This is a genomic window from Arthrobacter sp. 05N425 (assembly GCF_056397125.1).
The window spans coordinates 36,406-57,157 of sequence record NZ_JBFTMU010000008.1 but is presented as its reverse complement, the minus strand read 5'-3'; the positions used below and the strand labels follow the sequence as shown (position 1 = coordinate 57,157).

17 protein-coding genes and 3 tRNA genes are annotated in these 20,752 nt (G+C 68.1%); 7 read left to right on the top strand and 13 right to left on the bottom strand.

Features of this window, described 5'->3' with window-relative positions:
* Nucleotides 1–106 precede the first annotated feature (106 nt).
* Nucleotides 107–1,015 (bottom strand): 30S ribosomal protein S2, encoded by a 909-nt coding sequence (gene rpsB / locus AC1DGE_RS12235; protein ID WP_476893531.1) that lies wholly within the window; start codon nucleotides 1,013–1,015, stop codon nucleotides 107–109.
* 463 nt (nucleotides 1,016–1,478) lie between these two features.
* Here rpsB and AC1DGE_RS12230 point away from each other — a divergent pair, with 463 nt between their 5' ends.
* Entirely contained in the window at nucleotides 1,479–1,994 is a 516-nt protein-coding gene (locus AC1DGE_RS12230; RefSeq protein ID WP_476917524.1) for a murein hydrolase activator EnvC family protein, read from the top strand.
* 56 nt (nucleotides 1,995–2,050) lie between these two features.
* Here AC1DGE_RS12230 and AC1DGE_RS12225 read toward each other — a convergent pair whose 3' ends face one another.
* The 6 genes from AC1DGE_RS12225 to AC1DGE_RS12200 form a co-directional block, all read right to left on the bottom strand.
* Nucleotides 2,051–3,241, bottom strand: a complete 1,191-nt coding sequence (locus AC1DGE_RS12225; RefSeq protein WP_476893529.1) for an acyl-CoA dehydrogenase family protein — start codon at nucleotides 3,239–3,241, stop codon at nucleotides 2,051–2,053.
* Between the two features lie 376 nt (nucleotides 3,242–3,617).
* Nucleotides 3,618–3,691: transfer RNA gene (locus AC1DGE_RS12220), tRNA-Ile, on the bottom strand.
* A gap of 111 nt (nucleotides 3,692–3,802) precedes the next feature.
* Nucleotides 3,803–5,002: a glycosyltransferase gene (locus AC1DGE_RS12215; RefSeq protein WP_476893563.1), complete on the bottom strand. Its 1,200-nt coding sequence runs from the start codon at nucleotides 5,000–5,002 to the stop codon at nucleotides 3,803–3,805.
* Nucleotides 5,003–5,110: 108 nt separating this feature from the next.
* A complete protein-coding gene (locus AC1DGE_RS12210) occupies nucleotides 5,111–6,016 on the bottom strand; it encodes a DMT family transporter (RefSeq protein WP_476893528.1) in 906 nt (301 codons plus the stop codon).
* On the bottom strand, nucleotides 6,016–6,678 hold the full coding sequence (locus tag AC1DGE_RS12205) for a CDP-alcohol phosphatidyltransferase family protein (protein ID WP_441419314.1): 663 nt from the start codon (nucleotides 6,676–6,678) through the stop codon (nucleotides 6,016–6,018). The genes AC1DGE_RS12210 and AC1DGE_RS12205 overlap by 1 nt, the downstream gene beginning before the upstream one ends.
* Nucleotides 6,679–6,733: 55 nt before the next feature.
* Nucleotides 6,734–7,627 (bottom strand): phage holin family protein, encoded by an 894-nt coding sequence (locus AC1DGE_RS12200; RefSeq protein ID WP_476909719.1) that lies wholly within the window; start codon nucleotides 7,625–7,627, stop codon nucleotides 6,734–6,736.
* Nucleotides 7,628–8,064: 437 nt separating this feature from the next.
* Here AC1DGE_RS12200 and AC1DGE_RS12195 point away from each other — a divergent pair, with 437 nt between their 5' ends.
* Both AC1DGE_RS12195 and AC1DGE_RS12190 read left to right on the top strand, forming a co-directional pair.
* The gene (locus AC1DGE_RS12195) at nucleotides 8,065–9,225 is read left to right on the top strand and encodes a multidrug effflux MFS transporter (RefSeq protein ID WP_476917545.1); all 1,161 of its coding nucleotides are present in this window, start codon (nucleotides 8,065–8,067) and stop codon (nucleotides 9,223–9,225) included.
* 498 nt (nucleotides 9,226–9,723) lie between these two features.
* Nucleotides 9,724–10,131 carry a hypothetical protein gene (locus AC1DGE_RS12190; RefSeq protein ID WP_476893526.1) on the top strand — a complete coding sequence of 136 codons (408 nt, stop codon included), beginning with the start codon at nucleotides 9,724–9,726 and terminating at the stop codon, nucleotides 10,129–10,131.
* Nucleotides 10,132–10,206: 75 nt separating this feature from the next.
* Here the strand turns inward: AC1DGE_RS12190 and AC1DGE_RS12185 are convergent.
* The 6 genes from AC1DGE_RS12185 to AC1DGE_RS12160 form a co-directional block, all read right to left on the bottom strand.
* Nucleotides 10,207–10,279, bottom strand: a tRNA-Asn gene (locus tag AC1DGE_RS12185).
* A 148-nt stretch (nucleotides 10,280–10,427) separates the two neighbouring features.
* A tRNA-Asn gene (locus AC1DGE_RS12180) sits at nucleotides 10,428–10,500 on the bottom strand.
* Between the two features lie 65 nt (nucleotides 10,501–10,565).
* Entirely contained in the window at nucleotides 10,566–12,509 is a 1,944-nt protein-coding gene (gene dnaG / locus AC1DGE_RS12175; RefSeq protein ID WP_441419311.1) for a DNA primase, read from the bottom strand.
* 64 nt (nucleotides 12,510–12,573) lie between these two features.
* Nucleotides 12,574–13,872, bottom strand: a complete 1,299-nt coding sequence (locus AC1DGE_RS12170; RefSeq protein WP_441419310.1) for a deoxyguanosinetriphosphate triphosphohydrolase — start codon at nucleotides 13,870–13,872, stop codon at nucleotides 12,574–12,576.
* The gene (dusB, locus tag AC1DGE_RS12165; protein ID WP_441419309.1) at nucleotides 13,856–15,034 is read right to left on the bottom strand and encodes a tRNA dihydrouridine synthase DusB; all 1,179 of its coding nucleotides are present in this window, start codon (nucleotides 15,032–15,034) and stop codon (nucleotides 13,856–13,858) included. Before dusB ends, AC1DGE_RS12170 begins: the two co-directional genes overlap by 17 nt.
* A gap of 92 nt (nucleotides 15,035–15,126) precedes the next feature.
* Nucleotides 15,127–16,575: a YibE/F family protein gene (locus AC1DGE_RS12160; protein ID WP_476917523.1), complete on the bottom strand. Its 1,449-nt coding sequence runs from the start codon at nucleotides 16,573–16,575 to the stop codon at nucleotides 15,127–15,129.
* Nucleotides 16,576–16,829: 254 nt separating this feature from the next.
* Between AC1DGE_RS12160 and AC1DGE_RS12155 the strand changes: the two genes are divergently transcribed.
* The 4 genes from AC1DGE_RS12155 to AC1DGE_RS12140 all read left to right on the top strand — a co-directional run bounded on the left by AC1DGE_RS12155 (nucleotide 16,830) and on the right by AC1DGE_RS12140 (nucleotide 20,747).
* Nucleotides 16,830–17,570 carry an alpha/beta hydrolase gene (locus AC1DGE_RS12155; protein WP_476909722.1) on the top strand — a complete coding sequence of 247 codons (741 nt, stop codon included), beginning with the start codon at nucleotides 16,830–16,832 and terminating at the stop codon, nucleotides 17,568–17,570.
* Nucleotides 17,570–18,379, top strand: coding sequence for a DUF1295 domain-containing protein (locus AC1DGE_RS12150; protein ID WP_476917522.1), 810 nt, complete (start codon nucleotides 17,570–17,572; stop codon nucleotides 18,377–18,379). Before AC1DGE_RS12155 ends, AC1DGE_RS12150 begins: the two co-directional genes overlap by 1 nt.
* Nucleotides 18,380–18,394: 15 nt before the next feature.
* A complete protein-coding gene (locus AC1DGE_RS12145; protein WP_476917521.1) occupies nucleotides 18,395–19,234 on the top strand; it encodes a lysophospholipid acyltransferase family protein in 840 nt (279 codons plus the stop codon).
* Between the two features lie 73 nt (nucleotides 19,235–19,307).
* A complete protein-coding gene (locus AC1DGE_RS12140) occupies nucleotides 19,308–20,747 on the top strand; it encodes a short-chain fatty acid transporter (protein ID WP_476893520.1) in 1,440 nt (479 codons plus the stop codon).
* Nucleotides 20,748–20,752 lie beyond the last annotated feature (5 nt).

Here is a 20,752-nt window from a genome sequence, read left to right as displayed (position 1 = left end):
ACTGACAGGACGGCTGCTCACCGAGTGAGCGGCCATCCTGTCAGTACCCCTTGCGCAGCAGGCAGCTGCCTGCAGCGGTCGGGGAGATCCAGATTTACTTGTCTGACTACTTGGCTTCGTCGGCGGCCGGAGCAGCTTCGGCAGCGTCAGCGGCCGGGGCAGCTTCGGCGGCGGGAGCCTCCGGGGCAGCCTCTGCGGCTTCCGGAGCAGCAGCTTCAGCGGCGGCCGGAGCGGCAGCCTCTTCGGCCTTGCTGCCTTCGAGGAGCTCGCGCTCCCACTCGGCCAGCGGCTCTTCCGGAGCTTCCGTGGTGCCGGTGGCGCGCTGGTTGCGGGCGATCAGGCCCTCAGCAACGGCGTCGGCAACAACGCGGGTCAGCAGGTTTACGGAGCGGATGGCGTCGTCGTTGCCCGGGATCGGGAAGTCGACTTCGTCCGGATCGCAGTTGGTGTCCAGGATGGCCACAACCGGGATGTTCAGCTTCTTGGCCTCGTCAACGGCGAGGTGTTCCTTCTTGGTGTCGACAACCCAGAGGAGCGAAGGCGCCTTGGTCAGGTTGCGGATACCACCGAGGTTGGTCTCCAGCTTGGTCAGCTCGCGGCGAAGGAGCAGCAGTTCCTTCTTCGTGTAGGCGGAACCGGCGACGTCGTCGAAGTCGATCTCTTCGAGTTCCTTCATGCGCTGGATGCGCTTGGAAACCGTCTGGAAGTTGGTCAGCATACCGCCGAGCCAACGCTGGTTCACGTACGGCTGGCCGACGCGGGTTGCCTGCTCGGCGATGGCTTCCTGTGCCTGCTTCTTGGTACCGACGAAGAGGACGGTGCCGCCGTGTGCAACGGTGGCCTTCACGAACTCGTAGGCACGGTCGATGTAGGACAGCGACTGCTGCAGGTCAATGATGTAGATGCCGTTGCGCTCCGTGAAGATGAAACGCTTCATCTTCGGGTTCCAACGACGGGTCTGGTGTCCAAAGTGGACGCCGCTGTCAAGCAGCTGGCGCATAGTTACGACGGGCATGCCGACGCTCCTTCCGGCAGGTCATTCATGAGAAAGCCCTGGGCTCTCTTACCCTGCCAATAGTTGACGGTTATTTAGCAACACCCAGGCGGGTGTTCCTCCTGGCATCCACCGCACCCCTCATCCGGACCCTGGGGCCGGACCGTAAGAGGCGCAGTCCTCCGCACCCGGAAGCCGGGCTTCGGACAGGGAGGGCTGGATACGCGTAGTCAGCCACTGCTCCCGCACTCCTGAATGAGATGTGCTGCCGCTCCAAATGACTGGAACAAAAACGGATCCAGCCAAAGTGAACAAGGCATGAGGGCACAGCAAACTGCTCCACCAAGTGTACTACAGCAGACCTGCCCGAATGGACCGTCTCGGGGTGCCCGCGGAGGGGGCTCCGAGTGTGGCTCCGGCGGGAAATCCACATAGCCTTCGAGGGGACTTTCCGGGCCCGGGCCGGCCGCCGCAGGCTGGCAGCATGAAGGCTTCTCTCTTATTCGCAGCATTGCTGCTAGTCCCGGCCCCGGCAACAGGACAGCCGGCTTCCCCGCCCGGGAGCTGGAGCTGGCCGCTCTCCCCCAGGCCCGCGGTGCTGCGCGTCTTCGACCCGCCGGACCGGCCCTGGCTCAGCGGCCACCGCGGCGTGGACCTGCAGACTGCGTACGACGGCGCTCCGGTGACCTCGCCGGCGGCGGGCACGGTCGCCTTTGTGGGCTTTGTGGTGGACCGGCCGGTGGTCACCATCGACCACGGCAACGGCCTGCGGAGCAGTTTCGAACCCGTCGAAAGCACGCTGCGGCCCGGCGACGCCGTCGCGGAGGGGTCGGTGCTGGGACGGGCGCTGCCCGGCCACTGCGGCGGGACGCCCTGCATCCACTGGGGCGTGCGGCGCGGCGACGATTACCTCAATCCGCTGGCCTTCGTGATGGACCTGCGGCCCTCCATCCTGCTGCCGCCCGTGAATCCCGGTTCGGGACAGGGCGGCTCCGGATGAAGGGCCGCAAGGGTGCTGCGCGGGACGGCCGGCGTGCACGGCCGGCCGCGGACCGATTAGACGATGGCCGAGATCCCCGTGATTGCCCGGCCGGTGACGAGAGTGTTGATCTCGTGGGTGCCCTCGTAGGAGTAGATCGCTTCGGCGTCGGAGAAGATCTTGGCCATCTCGTAGTCCGTGACGATGCCGTTGCCGCCGAGGAGGCTGCGGCCGATGGCGACACTTTCGCGCATCCGCGCCGTGGTGAACGCCTTGGCCAGGGCCGACTGCTCGTCCTTGGCCTCGCCGGCGTCCTCAAGCTGGGACAGGCGGACCATCATGCCCATCGAGCTGACGACGTTGCCGAGAATCTGCACGAGCTGGTGCTGGACCAGCTGGAAGGAGGCGATCGGGCGGCCGAACTGGCTGCGCTCGACGGCGTAGCGGCGGGCGACGTCGAACGCGGCGAGCTGCTGGCCGACGGCCTGCCACGCGACGGACAGGCGGGTAACCTTCAGGACCTTGTTGGTGTCCCGGAAGCTGTTGGCGTTGGCCAGCTTGAAGAAGTCCGGCACCACGACATTCTCGAGGGTGATGCCGGCGTTCTGGACGGTGCGCAGCGAGATCTTGTTCTCGATCTTGGTGGCAGTGTATCCCTCGGTCTTAGTGTCCACGAGGAAGCCCTTTACCTGGTTGTCGGCGAGGTCGCGGGCATAGATGACCACCCAGTCGGAGAAGGTGGCGTTGCCGATCCAGCGCTTGGCTCCGTTGAGGATCCAGCTGTCACCCTCGCGCCGGGCGGTGGTGCGCGTGCCACCGGCGACGTCGGAGCCGCCCAGCGGCTCGGTCAGGCCGAAGGCGCCGATTTTCTTCAGGGAGTAGATGTCCGGCAGCCAGGCGTCCTGCTGCTCCTGCGAGGCGAGCGCCTCGATCGAGCCGGTGAAGAGCCCGTCGTGCACGCCCAAGAAGGTGGCGATCGAGGTGTCCGCACGGGTCGCCTCGGCATGCAGGATCCCGGCGAAGAGGTTCGAGTAGCCCTGGCGCTTGACCGGGCTGACCAGGTCGATCTCGGCCAGCTTCGGGATCAGGTCCATCGGGAACTCGCCGCGGTTCCAGCAGTCCACGGCGATCGGCTTCACCTCACGAGCCAGGAACTCGCGCACCTCCGCCAGCCGGTCCTTCTCCTTGCCGCTGAGCAGCTGTTCGAAAGCGAAGAAGTCGCCATCGGCGTAGGGGAGGTTGTTGATGTCGATTGCAGCTTTGGACATGTTGTTCCTTCACTTGTGATCGGCAGCGATCAAAAGGGCGCGGGCTTCGCGCCGCGGATATGTTACTCGTGAGTAACATATCCCAGCTTTCGGCCGGGTGGCAAGTGACGGGGCACACGGCTGGCTGGCCATGGATCCTCCCGGCAGGAGGCGAGGGGTGCGCCCGGATACCGGGTCGCAGCGGGATGGCTGCCGGATGGCAGGGGGTCGCCGGGCCGGCCGCTGCGCGGGGCCGCTGGGCGCGGTCGCTGCGCGGGGCCGCTGGGCGCGGTCGCTGGACCGGCCCCTGGGCCGGGAGACAAAAAGGGCCGCAGCTGACGAAGGACGTCCGCTCCGGCCCCGGGGACACGGCGTGTCCAGGGAACTGTTGATGATGTAGGGCTACTCGGACTTGAACCGAGGACCTTAGGATTATGAGTCCCGCGCTCTAACCAGCTGAGCTATAGCCCCGTGGGCCGGAACGGTCACGCCCTGACGGGCCCGACCATTCCGGGCAAAAACACTCTAGCAATAGTAGTCGCCCCGGCTCGGGCAACGACCGCCTACGGCGATCCGGGCCGCTTAGACGACCAGGTCGTCGTAGCTGGCGCCGCGGTAGATGTCCTCGAAGGTTTGCAGGGTGCGTTCGATGCTGTGGCTTTCCACCATGCTTCGGCTCGCCTTGCCCATGGCCGCACGCTCGTCCGCCGGCAACGACAGCACGCGTTCGATCTTGGCCGCCAGGTCGTTGCTGTCATTCGGCGTGAACAGGTAGCCGTTCTCGCCGTCGTGGACCAGGTGAGGCAGGGCCATGGCGTCGGCCAGCACCACCGGGGTGGACGCGGACATCGCCTCCAGGGTGACGAGGGACTGCAGCTCGGCGGTGCCGGGCATGCAGAACAGGTCCGCGCTCAGGTAGGCCCGGCGCAGTTCCTCGTCGCTGGCCAGACCAAGGAACTTCACACGGTCTTGCAGGCCCAGCCGTTCCACCCGTGCCTCGAGTGCGGGCCGGACCTCGCCGCCGCCGACGACCTCCAGGTGGACGTCGAGCGCCGCCGGCGTCTTGGCTACGGCGTCGATMAGCACGTCGATGTGCTTTTCTTCGGCGAGGCGGCCGACGAACAGCACGGTGGGGCTGGCGTGCGGCGTTGATTCCTCGCCCGGCTTCAGTTCGTAGGCTGCGGCATCGATGCCGTTGGACAGGGGCAGGACCTTGCGCAGGAAGGCGTGCTGGTGCATGGCCTTGGCGGCGAGCGGCGTCGGCGTCGTGACGACGTCGGCCTGGCCCATGACCTTGCCCATGTCGCGCCACGACACGCGGCCGACGATGTCCTTGAACCACTGCGGGAAGGGCAGGAACGGGTTGAGGTTTTCGGGCATGAAGTGGTTGGTCGCGACGATCCTGATGCCGCGCTTGACCGCCTCGTAGAGGACGTGTTCGCCGATCATGTAATGGCTTTGGATGTGCACGACGTCCGGCTGGATCCGGTCGAACAGCAGGCCTATTTCCTTCTTGATCTCCCACGGGAAGGTGATCCGGAAGTACTCGTGGGTCGGCACCGAGTGCGAGCGGAGCCGGTGCACGGTGGCCTCGTCGCGGAACTCGCTGAAGCTCTTGCCCTTGCTGGGCCGGCACGCCAGGACATGGACGTCATGCCCGCGGCCGGTCATACCCTTGGCCAAGCGGTAGCCGAACTGTGCGGCACCGTTGACATCCGGCGGGTAGGTGTCAGCGGCAATCAGGATGGTCAGCTTTTTGTCGGCTTGGTCATTCTCGGGCATGGTCACGGGGATAGCTCCTGGTGGTCACGGTGCGGTCAGCGGGGCTGTGGTGGCCGGCTGGCCATCGGCACAGGCGGCGGGCCTGCGCCAGAAGTCTGTGGCGCCGCCCTAGGACAGCCGTCCCGCGGCTTTCCGCGCGTCCTTCTTGCGCTTGGTGACCTCGGGGTGGTGCCTTGAAAGGGCGATCACTCCCACGATAGCAAGGAGTGCGGCCGCGCCCATGGCAATCGCCGTCACGGCGTGGACGTCGGGCCGCAACTCCCCCAGGATCACGATGCCGATCGCGATGCCGATAATCGGGTCGATGACGGTCAGTCCGGCGATCACGAGGTCGGGCGGACCTCCGGAGTAGGCGCTCTGCACAAACCATGAGCCCAGCCCGCCGGCGGCAAGGATGGCGACCAGCGTGTACCACTGGACGTTGAGCAGGAACTGCCCGTTCGGGTCGACCAGGTGCTTGCCGATAATGCGGGTCAGGACCGCCACGAAGCCGAACAGGACGCCGGCGCCGAGGATGTACACGAAGGCGCTCATCCGGTGCTTGAAGAGCAGCGCCAGTGTTCCAAAGAGGCTTACGGCCAGGGCCAGCAGCAGCACGATGGTCAGCTCGTCCGAGCCGCTGACGTGGTGGTTTTCCTGGGTGACGTTCACAGCGAGCACCACGAACAGGGCCGAACCGGTGACGCACGAACTGATGGCCACGACGGTGGCCCGGTTCATGCTCAGCCCTTGGTCTTTGGCATTGATGATGGTGGTGATGACGAGGGCGATCGCTCCGATCGGCTGGACCACGGTCAGTGGCGCCGAGACCAGGGCGACGGCATTCATCGCCGTCCCGACGCAGAGCAGCATGAGCCCCAGGACCCAGCGCGGGTTGCGGATCAGGCGGAGCAGTCCGTGGGAACTGAGCGCCAGCCCTCCGGTGTCTGCCTTGACCGCACTCCCTTGCCGTTGGGCGCCGAAGGCCAGGAAGAAGGCGCCAAGTACCGCCAGCACAACCGCAAGCCAGACCATCAGCGGAGGCCGCCGTCGTCGATGTCGCCCTCGCTGGCGTGCTGACCGCGGGCGTTGCCGGCTTTGAGGTCCCGGCCCTTGCGGATGATGGCCCAGAAGTAGTTGTAGGCCGCGATCCAGTGCCCCACGAGGCCCAGCCCCAGGAAGATCCAGGCAGCCACAAAGTAGGCGTCGGTCCCGGGGACGGGCAGCTTGGAGAGCACCAGCAGGGGGGTGCCGACCAGCAGCAGGGCGGTGCGGATCTTGCCGGTCCGGCTCACGGGCAGGTCCGGGTGGCTGTGGAAGTAAAACAGCGAGATGGAGAGCAGCACAAGGTCAGGGACGAGCAGCGCGGTCAGGTACCACCACTCGACGACGCCGGCGATCACGAGGGTGACGGCCACCGCGATGAGCGAGAGCCGGTCCGCGATGGGATCCATGATGCGGCCCAGCTTGGACATCTGGTTGAAACGGCGGGCAATGTAGCCGTCCACCCAGTCGGTGCTGCCCATGACCGCCAGCACCAGGGCGGCGGCGCCGTATTCCTGCTTGGCCAGGACCAGCCAGATGAAGAGCGGGACGCCGAGGAACCGGACCACGGTCAGCAGGTTGGGAACGGTGAAGACCAGGTCGTGATGGATCTGGGGCTGTCCGGGGCGTGTGCCAGCGCCGATGAACTTCATCCGTTCCCCCTTTCCACAGCCGGCAACGATTTAGTGTCGGAGTTCAGGGCGAAGCCTAGCCCTTGAGGAGTCGGCGCAGCAGGAACACGAGCGCCGTTGTGGAAGCTGCAAGGGCGGCGAGCGGCTTCCAGCGCTTGCCGAGTTCGGCAGCGGCTCCAGACCTGTTGGCCGTGGCACCGGGGGTGGCGGCCCTTTCGGCCGAGGCCTTGGCCTGGCTGCGGAACCCGGCGATCTTGTCGTCCACGAGCTCCCTGCCCTCCTCCAGCTTGTGCTGGGTGGCGGTGAGGAGGGCCTGGGCCTGGGTCTTGACGTCGAGTTCCTGGCCGAGCTCGTCGCGCACGCCGGTGAGGTGCCGGCGGCGCGTCTCGAGCCGGCGGCGCAGCTCGTCCTCGGTCGGGGCGGGGCCCAGATCGGGCTGTTCTGCGGCCTTCTTGGCTTCCTTTTCGGCCTTAGCCTTTGCGGCAGCCTCTTCCTTGGCGGCTTTGGCTGCCTTGGCCTGCGGGGAGTTGGGGTCAAGGACGGCGGGGTCGAAGGAAGAGCCTTCCTTCGCAATGCCGAGGTCGTATTTGAGGCCGCGGATGGTCTCCTCGGGGAGCAGCGGCATGGCCTTCTTGAACCGGCCGTAGCCGATCAGGCCCACGATCAGGGCAATTACCAGGAAGGCGGCGCAGACCAGCAGGGCCGCGAGCCAGGCCGGCATGACGGTGGCCAGGCCCATGATGGCCGCCACGATGAGCCCGATCACGAGGAAGGCGACAAAGACGAGGGCGACGCCGAAGAAAGCTGCAGCGACCCCGAGCTGGATGCCCTTGCGCTTGAGTTCGGCCTTCGCGAAGGCAATCTCGTCATTGAGTTGCCGGGGTGCCAGCTTGAAGATCAGTTTCAGGGTCTTGGGCAGCGCGGAAAGGCGCAGCCCCCCGTTTGTCCTGCCGGTGTGCCGTCCGCTCATCGGTTCCGCCTAACTGGTTCCATCTGTGATTCCGCTTCCGCTGGATTGCCGGGTCTGCGCGGCTTCGCGCACTCCCAGGTGTCAAAACTACCATTCAGGGTCCGGCCGGCGTCCCGCGCGCGCCCGTCGGGACGGGCGTGGCGGGCTGGGCCGCCGTGCGGCGGCTTACGACGGCGCCCGGCGAGCACCGCGTCGGCGTCGTCGGGCTGCTTGGTGCGGACGACGTCGGGCTGGGCCGTCCCGGGCAGCGGGCTGCGCCGGGTAGGCGCGACGGGCTGCGCCGGGCGGGCGCCGCGGTCGACGTCGGGCGGGAGCCGCGGTCGACGCCGGGCGGGAGCCGCGGTCGACGTCGGGCGGGCCTAGGATTGACCTCTGTGCATACACACAGCAATCCCGGGGACTCCCTGACCCGCCGTCGGAAGCTCCTCTACATCCTGATGCTCGGCGCCTTGACGGCCCTTGGGCCGTTCACGGTGGACCTCTACCTGCCGGCATTTCCTGCCCTGGAGGCGAGCCTCGGTGTCAGCGAGGCCGCAGTGCAGCTGACCCTGACCGGCACGACGGTAGGTTTCGCCCTGGGCCAGCTGGTGGTGGGGCCGCTGAGCGACAAGTTCGGACGACGTCTTCCCCTGATCCTGGCCACCGCGGTGCACATCGGAGCCTCGCTCGGGGCCGCCCTTTCCACCGACATCGGCACGCTGGGCCTCTTCCGCGTGCTCATGGGCATCGGTGCCGCCGGCGGCGGCGTGGTGGCGATGGCGATGGTGCGGGACCTCTTCAGCGGCTACGCGATGGTCCGGATGTTCTCCCGAATGGCGCTCGTCAACGGCCTGGCCCCGATCCTGGCACCGGTCATCGGATCGCAACTGCTGCTGCTGATGCCGTGGCCGGGCATCTTCTTCTTCCTTGCCGGCTACGGCAGCTGCGTGATCATCGCGGCCGTGTTCGTGGTGCGCGAGACCTTGCCGCGCGAGCTGCGCGGCACCACAGGCCTGACGGTCCGCCAGCGCTACGGCGTCCTTTTCGCCGACCGGATCTTCGTTGGCCTGCTGCTGCTGGGCGGCATGAACTTTGGCGGTCTCTTCACATATCTCTCGGCCTCGCCGTTCCTGTTCCAGGACGTGTACGGCTTCTCCCCGCAGCAGTATGGCCTGCTGTTCGGCATCAACTCGCTGGGGATCGTCGCTGGGGTCCAGACCAGCTCCCGGCTCATCAAGCGCGTCCCGCCGCAGTGGATCCTCGCCTGCTCGACGGCGTGGATGTTCCTCATGGCGGTGCTGATCGTGGTCTTCGACCAGCTGGGCTTTGGCCTGTGGGGCGTCATGGTGCCGCTCTGGTTCTACATCCTGGGCGCCGGATTCACCTTCCCCTGCGTCCAGGTGCTGGCCCTGGCCAAGCACGGCGCCCAGGCCGGAACCGCAGCCTCCCTGCTCGGTGCCGCGACCTTCCTGATGGCCGGCATCATCTCCCCCGTGGTCGGCTGGCTGGGCCTCGGCTCGGCGACGCCGATGGGGGCCGTCCAGGCCGGCTGCATCCTCCTGGCGGCCGCGTCACTCTGGCTCGTGGTCCGGCCGCGGACCGTGCCTTCCATCCACTAGCACCGGCCGCCCTTTGGGGGACATGCCCCACGCACGGCACGCGCGGGTGGGTATGCCCCCTGCGGAGACGACAGGGTGGACATGCCCGGTCCCCGCGACCAAGGGTGGACATAACAGGCATATGTCCATGCTTCGAGGCGCAGTAGGGGCATGTCCGGTGGCAGGCACGGGCATCGCGCATGCTCCCAGGGTGGACATGCCCAGTCCCCGAGACCAAGGGTGGACATAACAGGCATATGTCCATGCTTCGACGCGCAGTAGGGGCATGTCCGGTGGCAGGCACGGGCACCGCACATGCCCCCAGGGTGGACATGCCCGGTCCCCGCGACCAAGAGTGGACATAACAGGCATATGTCCATGCTTCGAGGCGCACAAGGGGCATGTCCGGCGCCGGACGGCACCTAGGGGCATGTCCAGCAGCGGAGGCTGGGCTGGGCTGGGCTGGGCTGGGGCCATGCTGCCCTGTTCGCGGCCTGCGGCTGGCGATAAAGTTGTTGTGTGCCTGACTGGCAGGACCCTCCTCCCCTACCGGCCACGTGGCAGCGGTGCGACGACGGTATTCTGCCTCTGTGGTGGGAGCGGCTGTGCTCGCAGACCAGCCCCCAGTCGGCGGCCCTCTATGCGGCCGGGCTGTTCACTGAGGATCGGCGCCGGCCGATCGCGCAGTGGTACAACCCAGCCTACGACTCAGCCCTGCTGGTGGCCCCCGAGACCTCGCCCGAATGGCCGGTGCAGCGCTTCGGCATCTTCTACGCGCCCCCGCGTGGCGGCTTCACCCGCGTCCATTCGTCGGCCCACGAGTGGCACCCGCGGGAGCCGCGGCAGTCCCCCACGGAGGATGAAGCCTTCCAGGCCGCCGTGGCCGAGGCGGAGCGCTTCCTGCAGGTAGAGATGTTCTTCGTCTAGGGAGCACCGGAGAGGGTATCGAGGCAAGAAAAAAGGCCCCGCAGCCGGTTATTCACCGGCCGCGGGACCTGTCTGCTCCTCCTGCTGGACTTGAACCAGCAACCCTTCGATTAACAGTCGAATGCTCTGCCAATTGAGCTAAGGAGGAATGAAGCAGGTATGACATTAGCAAAGGTTTTACCGCTAGGGAAATCGGCGGCGCGGGAGACGGAGGGCGCGCACTCCGCCCCGACCGCATACCCCCTCCGGGTATACAAAAAGTCCCCGTCCCGGTGACCCGGAACGGGGACTGTGCGCTCCTCCTGCTGGACTTGAACCAGCAACCCTTCGATTAACAGTCGAATGCTCTGCCAATTGAGCTAAGGAGGAATGAAGCGGATATAAGCCTAGCAAACACCGTGCCGGGAAGCGAAATTGGCCGCCCAGCGGGGCAATCAGGAGTCCATGCGGAGCGAGCGCCGCTGCATCTCCAGTTCCATGAGTTCCCGATTCAGCCGCTGGAATGCTTCCGGGTCCGCCGTGGCGTCGAGACGCTGCAGCTGGCCCATCTTGTCGGCCTTGACCCGGGTGATTTGCAGCTCGAACAGCCGCGCCAGAATGTCGCGGCAGTAGCGTTGGACGGCTTCGGCGGTGCTGGCTGGCAGCGGCACGACGGCGAGTTCGGACACGAGCGGCCGGAGCGGTTCAGGGACCTCCTGCAGCAGCTGCTCGACCCACCGCGCAGGGTCACCGATGGAACCCGGACCGGAGGCACGGATCGCTTCGTGGATCGCCAGGTAGGCGGGCGTGGAGAACCGCGCCTCGGAGAAACGCTGCCATGTCGCCCCCTCAAGGGTCGAAGGATGCTGGAGTACCACCTCGAGCGCCTGGCGCTCCATCGCGGCCACCGGATCGCGCGGGTCGGGCCGGTTGAAGGCCGGCAGCGTGGCCGACGGCGGCAGGGGCGCCACGCCCGGGGCGGCACCGGGGGCCGTTCCGGCCGGGCGCGTCGGGTTCTGGCCATGGCCCTGGCCATATCCCTGTCCGGCGCCTCCGGACGTTCCCTGGGCGTTGCGTTTGATCGCGGCGCCAACGGCACGGCTGACTTCCTCGACCGGCATGCCCAGCCACCCCGCCAGTTCGCGGGCGTAGGCGGGCCGGATGCCGGCATCACGGATTTGGGCGACCACTGGAGCCGATTCTCGCAGGGCCGCGATCCGTCCCTCGACGGTGTCCAGGTTGTGCCGCCTCAGGCTGGCGCGGATCGCGAATTCGAACAGCGGCCGGCGGGTGCCGATCAGGTCCCGGACGGCGGAGTCGCCCTTGGCCTGTCGCAGCTCGCAGGGGTCGGATCCGCCGGGTTCCACTGCGACGTAGGTCTGCGCCACGAAGCGCTGGTCCTCTTCGAAGGCGCGCAGCGCCGCCTTTTGGCCTGCGGCGTCGCCGTCGAAGGTGAAGATGACTTCTCCCCCGCTGCCGTCGTCGGAGAGCAGCCGGCGGGCAATCTTGATGTGCTCGGTGCCGAACGCCGTGCCGCAGGTGGCCACCGCCGTCGTGATCCCGGCCAGGTGGCAGGCCATCACGTCGGTGTAACCCTCCACCACCACCAGTTGGCGGTCCTTGGCGATGTTCCGTTTGGCGAGGTCGATCCCGTAGAGGACCTGCGACTTCTTGTAGAGCGCGGTCTCGGGGGTGTTGAGGTACTTGGGGCCCTGGTCGTCCTCGTAAAGCTTGCGGGCGCCGAAGCCGATGGTGTCGCCGGCGATGTCGCGGATCGGCCAGATCAGCCTGCCGCGGAAACGATCGTAGATCCCCCGGCCGCCCTCGGAAAACATGCCGGTGAGTTTGAGTTCCGCGTCGGTGTAGCCGCGGCCGCGGAGGTGCTTGAGCAGCGAGTCCCAGCCCTGCGGGGCGTAGCCGACGCCGAACTGTTCCGCCGCGGCGCGGTCGAAGCCGCGGCCGTAGAGGAAGTTCCGGCCCTCGGTGGCGCCCGGGGTCAGCAGCTGCGCGCGGAAGAATTCGTCGGCGATCTTGTGCGCATCGAGGAGACGCTGGCGGCGGCCGATTTCCTCGCGGTTGGGGCCGGACCCGCCGTCCTCGTAGCGCAGTTCGTAGCCGATCCGGGCAGCGAGCTTCTCCACGGCCTCATGAAAGGTGGTGTGGTCAAGTTTCTGCACGAAGGAGATGACGTCGCCGTCCTCGCCGCAGCCGAAGCAGTGATAGCGGCCCACCTGGGGGCGCACGGTGAACGAGGGCGAGCGCTCATCATGGAAGGGACACAGGCCCTTGAAGGACCCCAGCCCGGCACCCTTGAGGGTCACATAGCCGTCGACAACTTCCTTGATGTCGGTGCGCTGGCGTACCTCGTCGATGTCTTCACGTTTTATCAGGCCGGCCACGGTGCCATCCTAGTACCCGGGTACGACGCCGGTCGGCGGCGTATGGCGCCTGTCACCCGCACCGTCACCACAGCGACGGCAGGCTGCCGACGAGCCGTTCGTACATGGCCAGCGCGGAGCCGTCGGTCAGTGAGGCGACCTGGTCGATGACAACGCGCAGCCGGGCGCCGTCGTCCTCCGCGGCGCGCCAGTCGGCGGCGAACATCGGCTCCAGGTGGCGGTCGCCGCTGGCGCTAAGCGCGGTCACGAGCGCGTGCAGGACCTCGCGCTGGCGTTCGTAGATGGGCTGCCGGTGTTCGGTGGTCATCACGAACGTGGTGGCCAGGCCCTTCATCACGGCGATCTCCATCACGGTCTCGTCCGGGACGATGAGTTCGGCGTTGTAGCGGGTGAGATTTTCCGGGCCGTAGACGGTGCGGGTGGTCTCGAGCGCGCTTTGGCAGAACCGGCCGATCAGCTGGCTGGTCATGTCTTTGAGCGCAGCCATGGACTTGCGGCTGCCGTCGGCCTCGCGGACCCAGACACTCGTGGCCTCCAGCCGGGCCAGGGCGGCGTCGATGGCGGCTGGATCGTTGTGCGGCAGGTACCACTGCTTCGCGTAGCCCACCACCCGGGCGCGGTGGTCGGGATTGTCCATCCAGCGAAGCTGGAAGTGCCCGGCGACGATCGCGTCCTCGACGTCGTGCACCGAGTAGGAGATGTCGTCCGCGAGGTCCATGACCTGGGCCTCCAAGCAGGAGCGCCGCTCGGGTGCCCCCTCGCGGATCCAGTCGAAGATCGGCAGGTCGTCCTCGTAGGCGCCGAACTTGCTGGTCCGCTGGCCGTGGATCACCGGCGCGTTCTCGGCCGACCACGGGTATTTCGCGGCGGCGTCGAGGCTGGCGCGGGTCAGGTTAAGGCCGGCGGGGCGGCCGTCCGGGGCCAGCACCTTGGGCTCCAGCCGGGTCAGCAGGCGCAGCGTCTGGGCGTTGCCTTCGAAGCCGCCGATCGCGTGCGCGACCTCGTTCAGGGCCGACTCGCCGTTGTGGCCGAACGGCGGGTGGCCGAGGTCGTGGCTGAGGCAGGCGGTGTCGACGACGTCGGGGTCGCAGCCCAGGGCGCGGCCGAGTTCACGGCCTACCTGCGCCACCTCGAGGCTGTGGGTCAGCCGGGTGCGGACGAAGTCGTCCGTGTCCGGCGCGACCACCTGGGTCTTGGCCCCGAGCCGGCGCAGCGCCGAGGAGTGCAGGACGCGGGCGCGGTCGCGTTCGAAGTCGGAGCGGTAGGTGCTCTTGGGCGGCTCCTCGACCCAGCGGGCGCAGTCGCGGTCCACGTAGCCGTCCAGCACGGGCGCGCTCGTCCTGGTTTCAGCCACCGGAGACATCCAGTTCGGCGAAGGAGATGTCGCGGGTCTGTTCGGAGTCCAGGCTGCGGTTGAGCAGCCAGTCCTTGGGCAGGGCGGGCTTCTTGGGTGAACCGGCGCGGCCGCGCGGGCCCTCGGCGTCGGCGCCCGGGTAGGGTGAATCAAGGTCCAGTTCGTCGAGGGTGCCGCGGAGCACCTCGAGGCTTGTCACGAGCGCCAGCCGGTTCCTCAGCTCGCTGCCCACCACGTACCCCTTGAGGTACCAGGCCATGTGTTTGCGGATCTCGCGGAGGGCCTTGCCCTCGTCGCCGAAGGTCTCAACCATGAGTTCGGCGTGCCGGTAGATGCTTTCCGCCACCTGGCGGAGTGCGGGGGTGTGGCGGACGTCGCTGCCCTCGAAGGCAGCCATGAGGTCGCCGAATAACCATGGCCGGCCCTGGCAGCCGCGGCCCACCACGACGCCGTCCACGCCGGTCTCGCGGACCATCCGCACCGCGTCTTCGGCGGACCAGATGTCGCCGTTGCCGAGGACCGGGATGTCCGGGAGCGCCTCGCGCAGCCGTGCGATGGCGGACCAGTCGGCCTTGCCGGAGTAGAACTGGGCGGCGGTGCGGCCGTGCAGGGCGACGGCGGCGACGCCGGAGTCGCGGGCAATGCGGCCGGCGTCAAGGTACGTGAGGTGGTCATCGTCGATGCCCTTGCGCATCTTGATGGTCAGCGGGATGTTGCCCCTGGACGCTTCCTTCACCGCGGTCTGGACGATCGAGGTGAAGAGGTCCGTTTTCCAGGGCAGCGCCGAGCCGCCGCCGCGCCGGGTCACCTTGGGCACCGGGCAACCGAAGTTGAGGTCGATGTGGTCCGCGCGGTTCTCCTCGACCAGCATCCGGACGGCCTGGCCGACGGTCACAGGGTCCACGCCGTAAAGCTGGACGGAGCGGACTTTCTCGTCCTCGTCGTGCGAAATGATGCGCAGCGATTCGGGCGTGCGCTCCACCAGGGCACGGGAAGTCACCATCTCCGCCACGTACAGGCCGCCGCCGTATTCACGGCAGAGCCTGCGGAAGGCGGAGTTGGTGATGCCCGCCATCGGAGCCAGGATCACGGGAGTGTCCACCGTGAGGGGACCCAGCTTCAGGGGCGGCAGTTCCAGCTTGGGGGCGGGAGGCGTTGCTACAACAGTCACCCGTCCATTGTCTCAAAGCCGGGCAAATCGGCGGGATCCAGGCCGGCTATGTGGAAATCGCGGCGTGTACCGGGCGGCGCGCAGCGGCCCGGTCAGCCGGGCACGGCGGCGCGTCGGCCGCGGCGGCCCGCCGGCGCCGGTTCCGAGCCCCCGTCGTCGGGCGATCCCCCGTCGGACGAGTCCCCATCAGCAGACCCCCCATCAGCAGAGCCCCCACCGGACGGGCCGGCCTCGACCGGGCCCCCGGCGGGAGCGGTGGCGGGCCGGCCGCCGTCGTCCGCCGCGCTCCCGCCCTTCAGCCCGGTGGCCTTCACGACGAGCACCGCGATCAGCGTGGTCACGGGGATGGCCAGGACCAGGCCGATGGAGCCGACGAGCGTGCGGATCACTTCCTCGGAGAGTTCGGCGCTGGTGAGGGCGTCGCCCAGCGGGCGCTCGTAGAGCATCACGATGATCAGGATCGGCAGGGCCGCCCCGGCGTAGGCGAAGGCGATGGTGTAGACAGTGGAGGCGATGTGGTCCCGGCCGATCCGCATGGCCGCGGCGAACAGCTTCCGCGCGGACGTCCCGGGAGCGAGTTCCCAGAGCTCCCAGACCGCCGAGGACTGGGTGATCGTCACGTCGTTGAGCACACCGAGTCCGGAAATGATGAGCCCGCACAGGATGATCCCCGAGATCGAGATGTGGTCCGAAACGTTGGCGAGTGTGGCGGCGTCATGGTTGCCCACCCCTGCAAGGTTCGCCGCGTCGGTGGCCCAGGCCGCGAGCGCGGCGGTGATGCCCAGGCCGAACATCGTCCCCAGCAGCGCCGTCGAGGTCCGGGCGGTAAAGCCGTGCGCGAAGTAGAGCACGCCGATCATGATCACCGTGGATCCGACCAGGGCCAGCAGCAGCGGCGGTTTGCCTTCCACCAGGCCGGGAAGCATAAACGAGACCAGCACGGCGTAGGCGCCAACAAGGCCGATGAGGGCGCGCAGCCCGCGCCAGCGCGCCACTGCGATCACGACCACGGCGTAAAGCACGGCGAGCAGGATGATGGGCAGCGTCCGGACAAAGTCGACGAACACGTAGGCGGGCACGCCTCCCGCGGCGGCGCCCTGGGCCTTGGAGAGGTTGAGGTAGCGGATGTTGTCGCCGACCTTGACGCCGTGGGACTTGGCGACGTCGGGGTTGATCACCACCTTGACCGGGTTGCCGCCCTTGTCCGGGTCCGTATAGGCGAAGGTGCACTGCGAGCCCTGTCCGGGCCCGGCAGCGGCCGGGGCGCCCGGCTGGGCGGGGCCGTCCATGCAGCCTGCGACGACGAGGCGCTGGATTTTTCCGGTGTCGAAGCTGACGCCTGGCGCGGCCGCATAGGGACTTGAAAGCTTAAGGCCTTCCTTGCTGCCCGAGGGCCACAGCAACACCATGGCCACGATGGTCAGCAGGGTCAGCGGAACCAGGACGGCGGCCAGGATCCAGTTGGCCTTCTTCCGCGCGGCGAGCGCCCGGGGAGTCGGGTCGAGGTGCCCCGGGGTCGTGTGTGAATGTCCGGCGCCCATCAGCAGTTCAACCTCATGCCGAAAACTTTACGGGGTCGGAACCGCCAGCCGGTGCCAGTGCCCTGCCGCCGGGCAGGATCCAAAGTGCCCTGCCCCCCGCGCAACGCCCATCCCCCGGCAACCCGGCCGCGAATGACCTATGGGAATGAGCGTGCAAACCGGCGCGGAAACGCTCACGGGAACGCCGGCGCGCAACTTATTGTTGGTAATTGCAGGGACCAAACGAGGTGGAGGACACTAGCGTGGCCAGACGCATGACAGACGACCGGGAGCACCAGGCAGCCGGGGCAGGCCCGGCGGCCCGCGCCGAGCTCAGCATCGCGGACGCCGCCGGGCAGACGCGCGGCGTCGCCCTGGTGCTGCACGGCGGCCGCGCGGACAGCTTCGAGGCGGTCCGCGCCCGGCACCTCAGCCCGGCCAGGATGCTGCCCTTCGCCCAGGCGCTCCGGAACGAGGGCGCCCCGCACGGCCTGGCCGTCTGGACGCTCAGGAACCGGTACCGGGGCTGGAACGGGCCGGACATGTCCCCGGTCCAGGATGCCCGCTGGGCCCTCGCCCAGATCAGCCGCGAACATCCCGGCGTGCCCGTATACCTGCTGGGCCACTCGATGGGCGGCCTCACCGCGCTCTGCGTCGCGGACCACCCGCAGGTGGAAGCCGTCGTCGCGCTGGCCCCGTGGCTGGACCGGTCCACGCCGGTGGAACCCGTCGCCGGGCGCCGTGTCCTGATCGTGCACGGCAGCGAGGACCGCTGGACGAGTCCCAAGAACTCGCTGGCCTATGCCCGGCGCGCCGAGGGTGTGGCGGCGTCGATCGACTACGTCTCGCTCAAGGGCGCCGGCCACTTCATGTTCCGCCGGGTCCGGCTCTGGAACTCACTTGCCAACGGCTTCATCCTTGACGCCTTCGGCAACAGCGCCGGCACTGAACTCCCTGGCACGGACGCGCTCCGCCAGGTCCTCCCCGCCGCGGCCAGCCTCCCGGTGGTGCTGTGATGCCGTCCTTCCCGCTGGACGCGTTCCTGGCCAGCCTGCCCTGGGTGGCGCTGGGACTGTTGGCGCTGCTGGCCGTGACATTTGCCGTCGCCGTGCGCCAGAGCCGCCACTCGGTCATCGACACTGTCTGGGGCCTCGGCTTTGTGGTGGCAGCCGCGGTCTCCTGGGCGCTGTCCGCAGGCCACGGCGACGACGGCCGCCGCCTCTTGCTGCTGGCCCTCGTTGCGGTCTGGGGCATCCGGCTGGCCGTCCATATCGGCATCCGGGCCCGCGGCGGCCATGAGGATCCGCGCTACGTGGACATGCTCTCCTCCGCCCCCGGCTCCCGCAACACCTACGCCCTGCGCCGCGTGTACCTGCCGCAGGGCATCGTGATGTTCTTCGTCTCGCTCACCATCCAGGTGGGCATGTTCAGCACCGGCACCCTGGGCTGGCTGGCGCTGCTGGGCGTCCTTTTGTGGATTGTCGGTTTCGTCTTCGAGACTGTCGGGGACTGGCAGCTGGCTCAGTTCAAGGCGGATCCGGCCAAGCGCGGCACCGTCCTGGACACCGGTCTCTGGCGCTATACCCGGCACCCGAACTACTTCGGCGACGCCGCCGTCTGGGCCGGCCTGTTCCTCGTCGCCGCGGACTCCTGGCCCGGCGTGCTGACCATCCTCTCCCCCGCGCTGATGATCTGGACGCTGGCCGGCAAGACCGGGAAGCCCCTGACCGAGAAGGCCATGTCCGCCCGGCCCGGCTACAAGGAATACGTCGAATCGACCTCCGGCTTCCTGCCCTGGCCGCCGCGCCGGCCGGCGGAGCGCTGAGATGCGCGGTTCGACGTGAGCTGGCGGCCGGCGCCCAGCGACCGCTTCTACCGCGTCATCGTCCGGACCGGCCAGGCGCTGCGCTGGCTGTTCCGGATCCGGGTCCTCGTCACCGGACGGGAAAACCTGCCTCCGGCGCTCCCGGACAACGCACGCGACAGCGCCCCGCAAGGCGGCTCGCGGCACCCCACCCCGGGGACGGGCGCGGTCGTCGCGATCACCCATTTCGGCTACCTCGATTTTGCCTTCGCCGAGCTGCTGCTGTGGGGGCACAACAGGGCCCAGATGCGCTTCCTGATCACCCAGGGCGCGGGCGACCACTGGTTCGCCGGGCCGGCCGTCAGCGCCGCCGGGCACGTCGTCGTCGGCTATGACACCGGAGCGCACGCCTACGACGCCGCCGTGCAGAAGCTCCGCGAGGGCGAATACATCGCGATCCTGCCCGAGGCCGGGGTGAGCCGCAGCTTCCAGGTCCGCGAGTGCAAGACCGGCGCGGTGCGGATGGCCGCCGAGGCCGGGGTGCCCATCATCCCGGTCTCAGTCTGGGGCGCGCACCGGATCATGACCCGGCACCACGGCTTCTCCCCGCTCCGCGCCTGGCGGGCACCCGTGCGTGTGCACGTGGGCGAACCCCTCACCCCGGCCCCGGGGCTGGACGTCCCGGCGACCACCGAGGCGCTGCGCGAAGTCCTCCAGCGCGGGATCGACGCCGGCATCGCGGACTTCCCTCTGAAGCCGGCACCCGGCGCCTGGTGGATGCCGGCCGCGCTCGGCGGCGGGGCCCCCACCGAGGAGGAGCGCCAGCGGCTGGACGAGGCTGAGGGGCCGCGGCGCGCGCGCAGCCGGCGCCGATAAGCCCGGTTCACCCCCGCGACTTGACTAAACTCCATCGGGTAAAAAAACGCACTCAATGGAGAGGTACCCCTCTGTGGCAAACACAGTCCTGACGAAAAGCCGAATCGGCGAAGAACGCGGTCTCGCCCGAATAGCCCAACGGATGGCCGCGTGGACCGAGAAGTGGTTCCCGGACGCCTACATCTTCGCCCTGGCCGGCGTGATCATCATTGCCCTGGCCGCACTGGCCATTGGCGCCTCACCCCAGTCCATCGCGGATTCCTTCGGCAACGGTTTCTGGGACCTGACCGCCTTCACCCTGCAGATGGCCATGGTGGTCCTCACCGGCTACGTCGTGGCGACCTCCCCGCCGGTGGCGAAGCTGATCAACCGACTGGCCCTCGTCCCGGCCACTGCCCGCACCGCCGTGAGCTTCGTTGCCCTGATGTCGATGTCCGTCTCCTTCCTCAACTGGGGTCTGAGCCTGATATTCGGCGGTCTGCTGGCCCGGGCCATTGCCCGCCGCAAGGACCTCACCGTGGATTACCGGGCCCTGGGCGCGGCCGCTTTCATGGGCCTCGGCGCCGTCTGGGCGCTCGGCCTGTCTTCTTCCGCCGCGCAGCTGCAGGCCACGGCGGCCTCCTTGCCGCCGGCCCTGCTGAAGATCACCGGCATCCTGGACTTCGGCACCACGATCTTCACCTGGCAGTCGCTGCTGACCCTGGCCATCCTGATGGCGCTCACCACGGTGATCGCGCACTTCTCGGCTCCGCAGGGCGGCGCGATCCGCACCGCCGAAGACCTCGGCGTCGACCTCAACGACGAACCGAGCGAGCCGGCGCCGCGGTCCCGTCCGGGCGAGTGGCTCGAATATAGCAAGATCCTGCCCGTCCTGGCCGGCATCCTGACCCTCGGCTGGCTGGTCTCGCAGTTCCTGACCAAGCCGTTCCTGAGCGTGGTCAGCAGCCTCAACGGCTACCTGCTGGTCTTCCTGATCCTGGGCCTGGTGTTGCACGGCACGCCGCGCAACTTCCTGCAGGCCGTCACCAAGGCCGTCCCGGCGACCGCCGGCATCCTCGTGCAATTCCCGCTCTACGCGGCGATGGCGGCGATCCTGACCAAGGCCACCGGCCACGGCGGGATGTCCATCTCGGCGCACCTCGCCGGGTTCTTCTCGGAGATCGGCAGCGGCGGCGGGTTCGCCGTCGTCATTGCGCTGTACACGGCTGTGCTGGGCCTGCTGGTCCCCTCCGGCGGCGGCAAGTGGCTGGTCGAGGCGCCCTACGTGATGCAGTCCGCCACCGATGTGCAGATGAACCTCGGCTGGACCGTGCAGATCTACAACATCGCCGAGGCGCTGCCAAACCTGGTCAACCCGTTCTTCATGCTGCCTTTGCTCGCCGTGCTGAGGCTGCGCGCCCGGGACCTGGTCGGCTTCACCTTCCTGCAGTTCGTCTTCCACCTGCCGGTGGTGTTGCTGCTGGTCTGGCTGCTCGGGATGACCTTCCAGTTTGTTCCCCCGGTCCTCCCCTAGCCGCC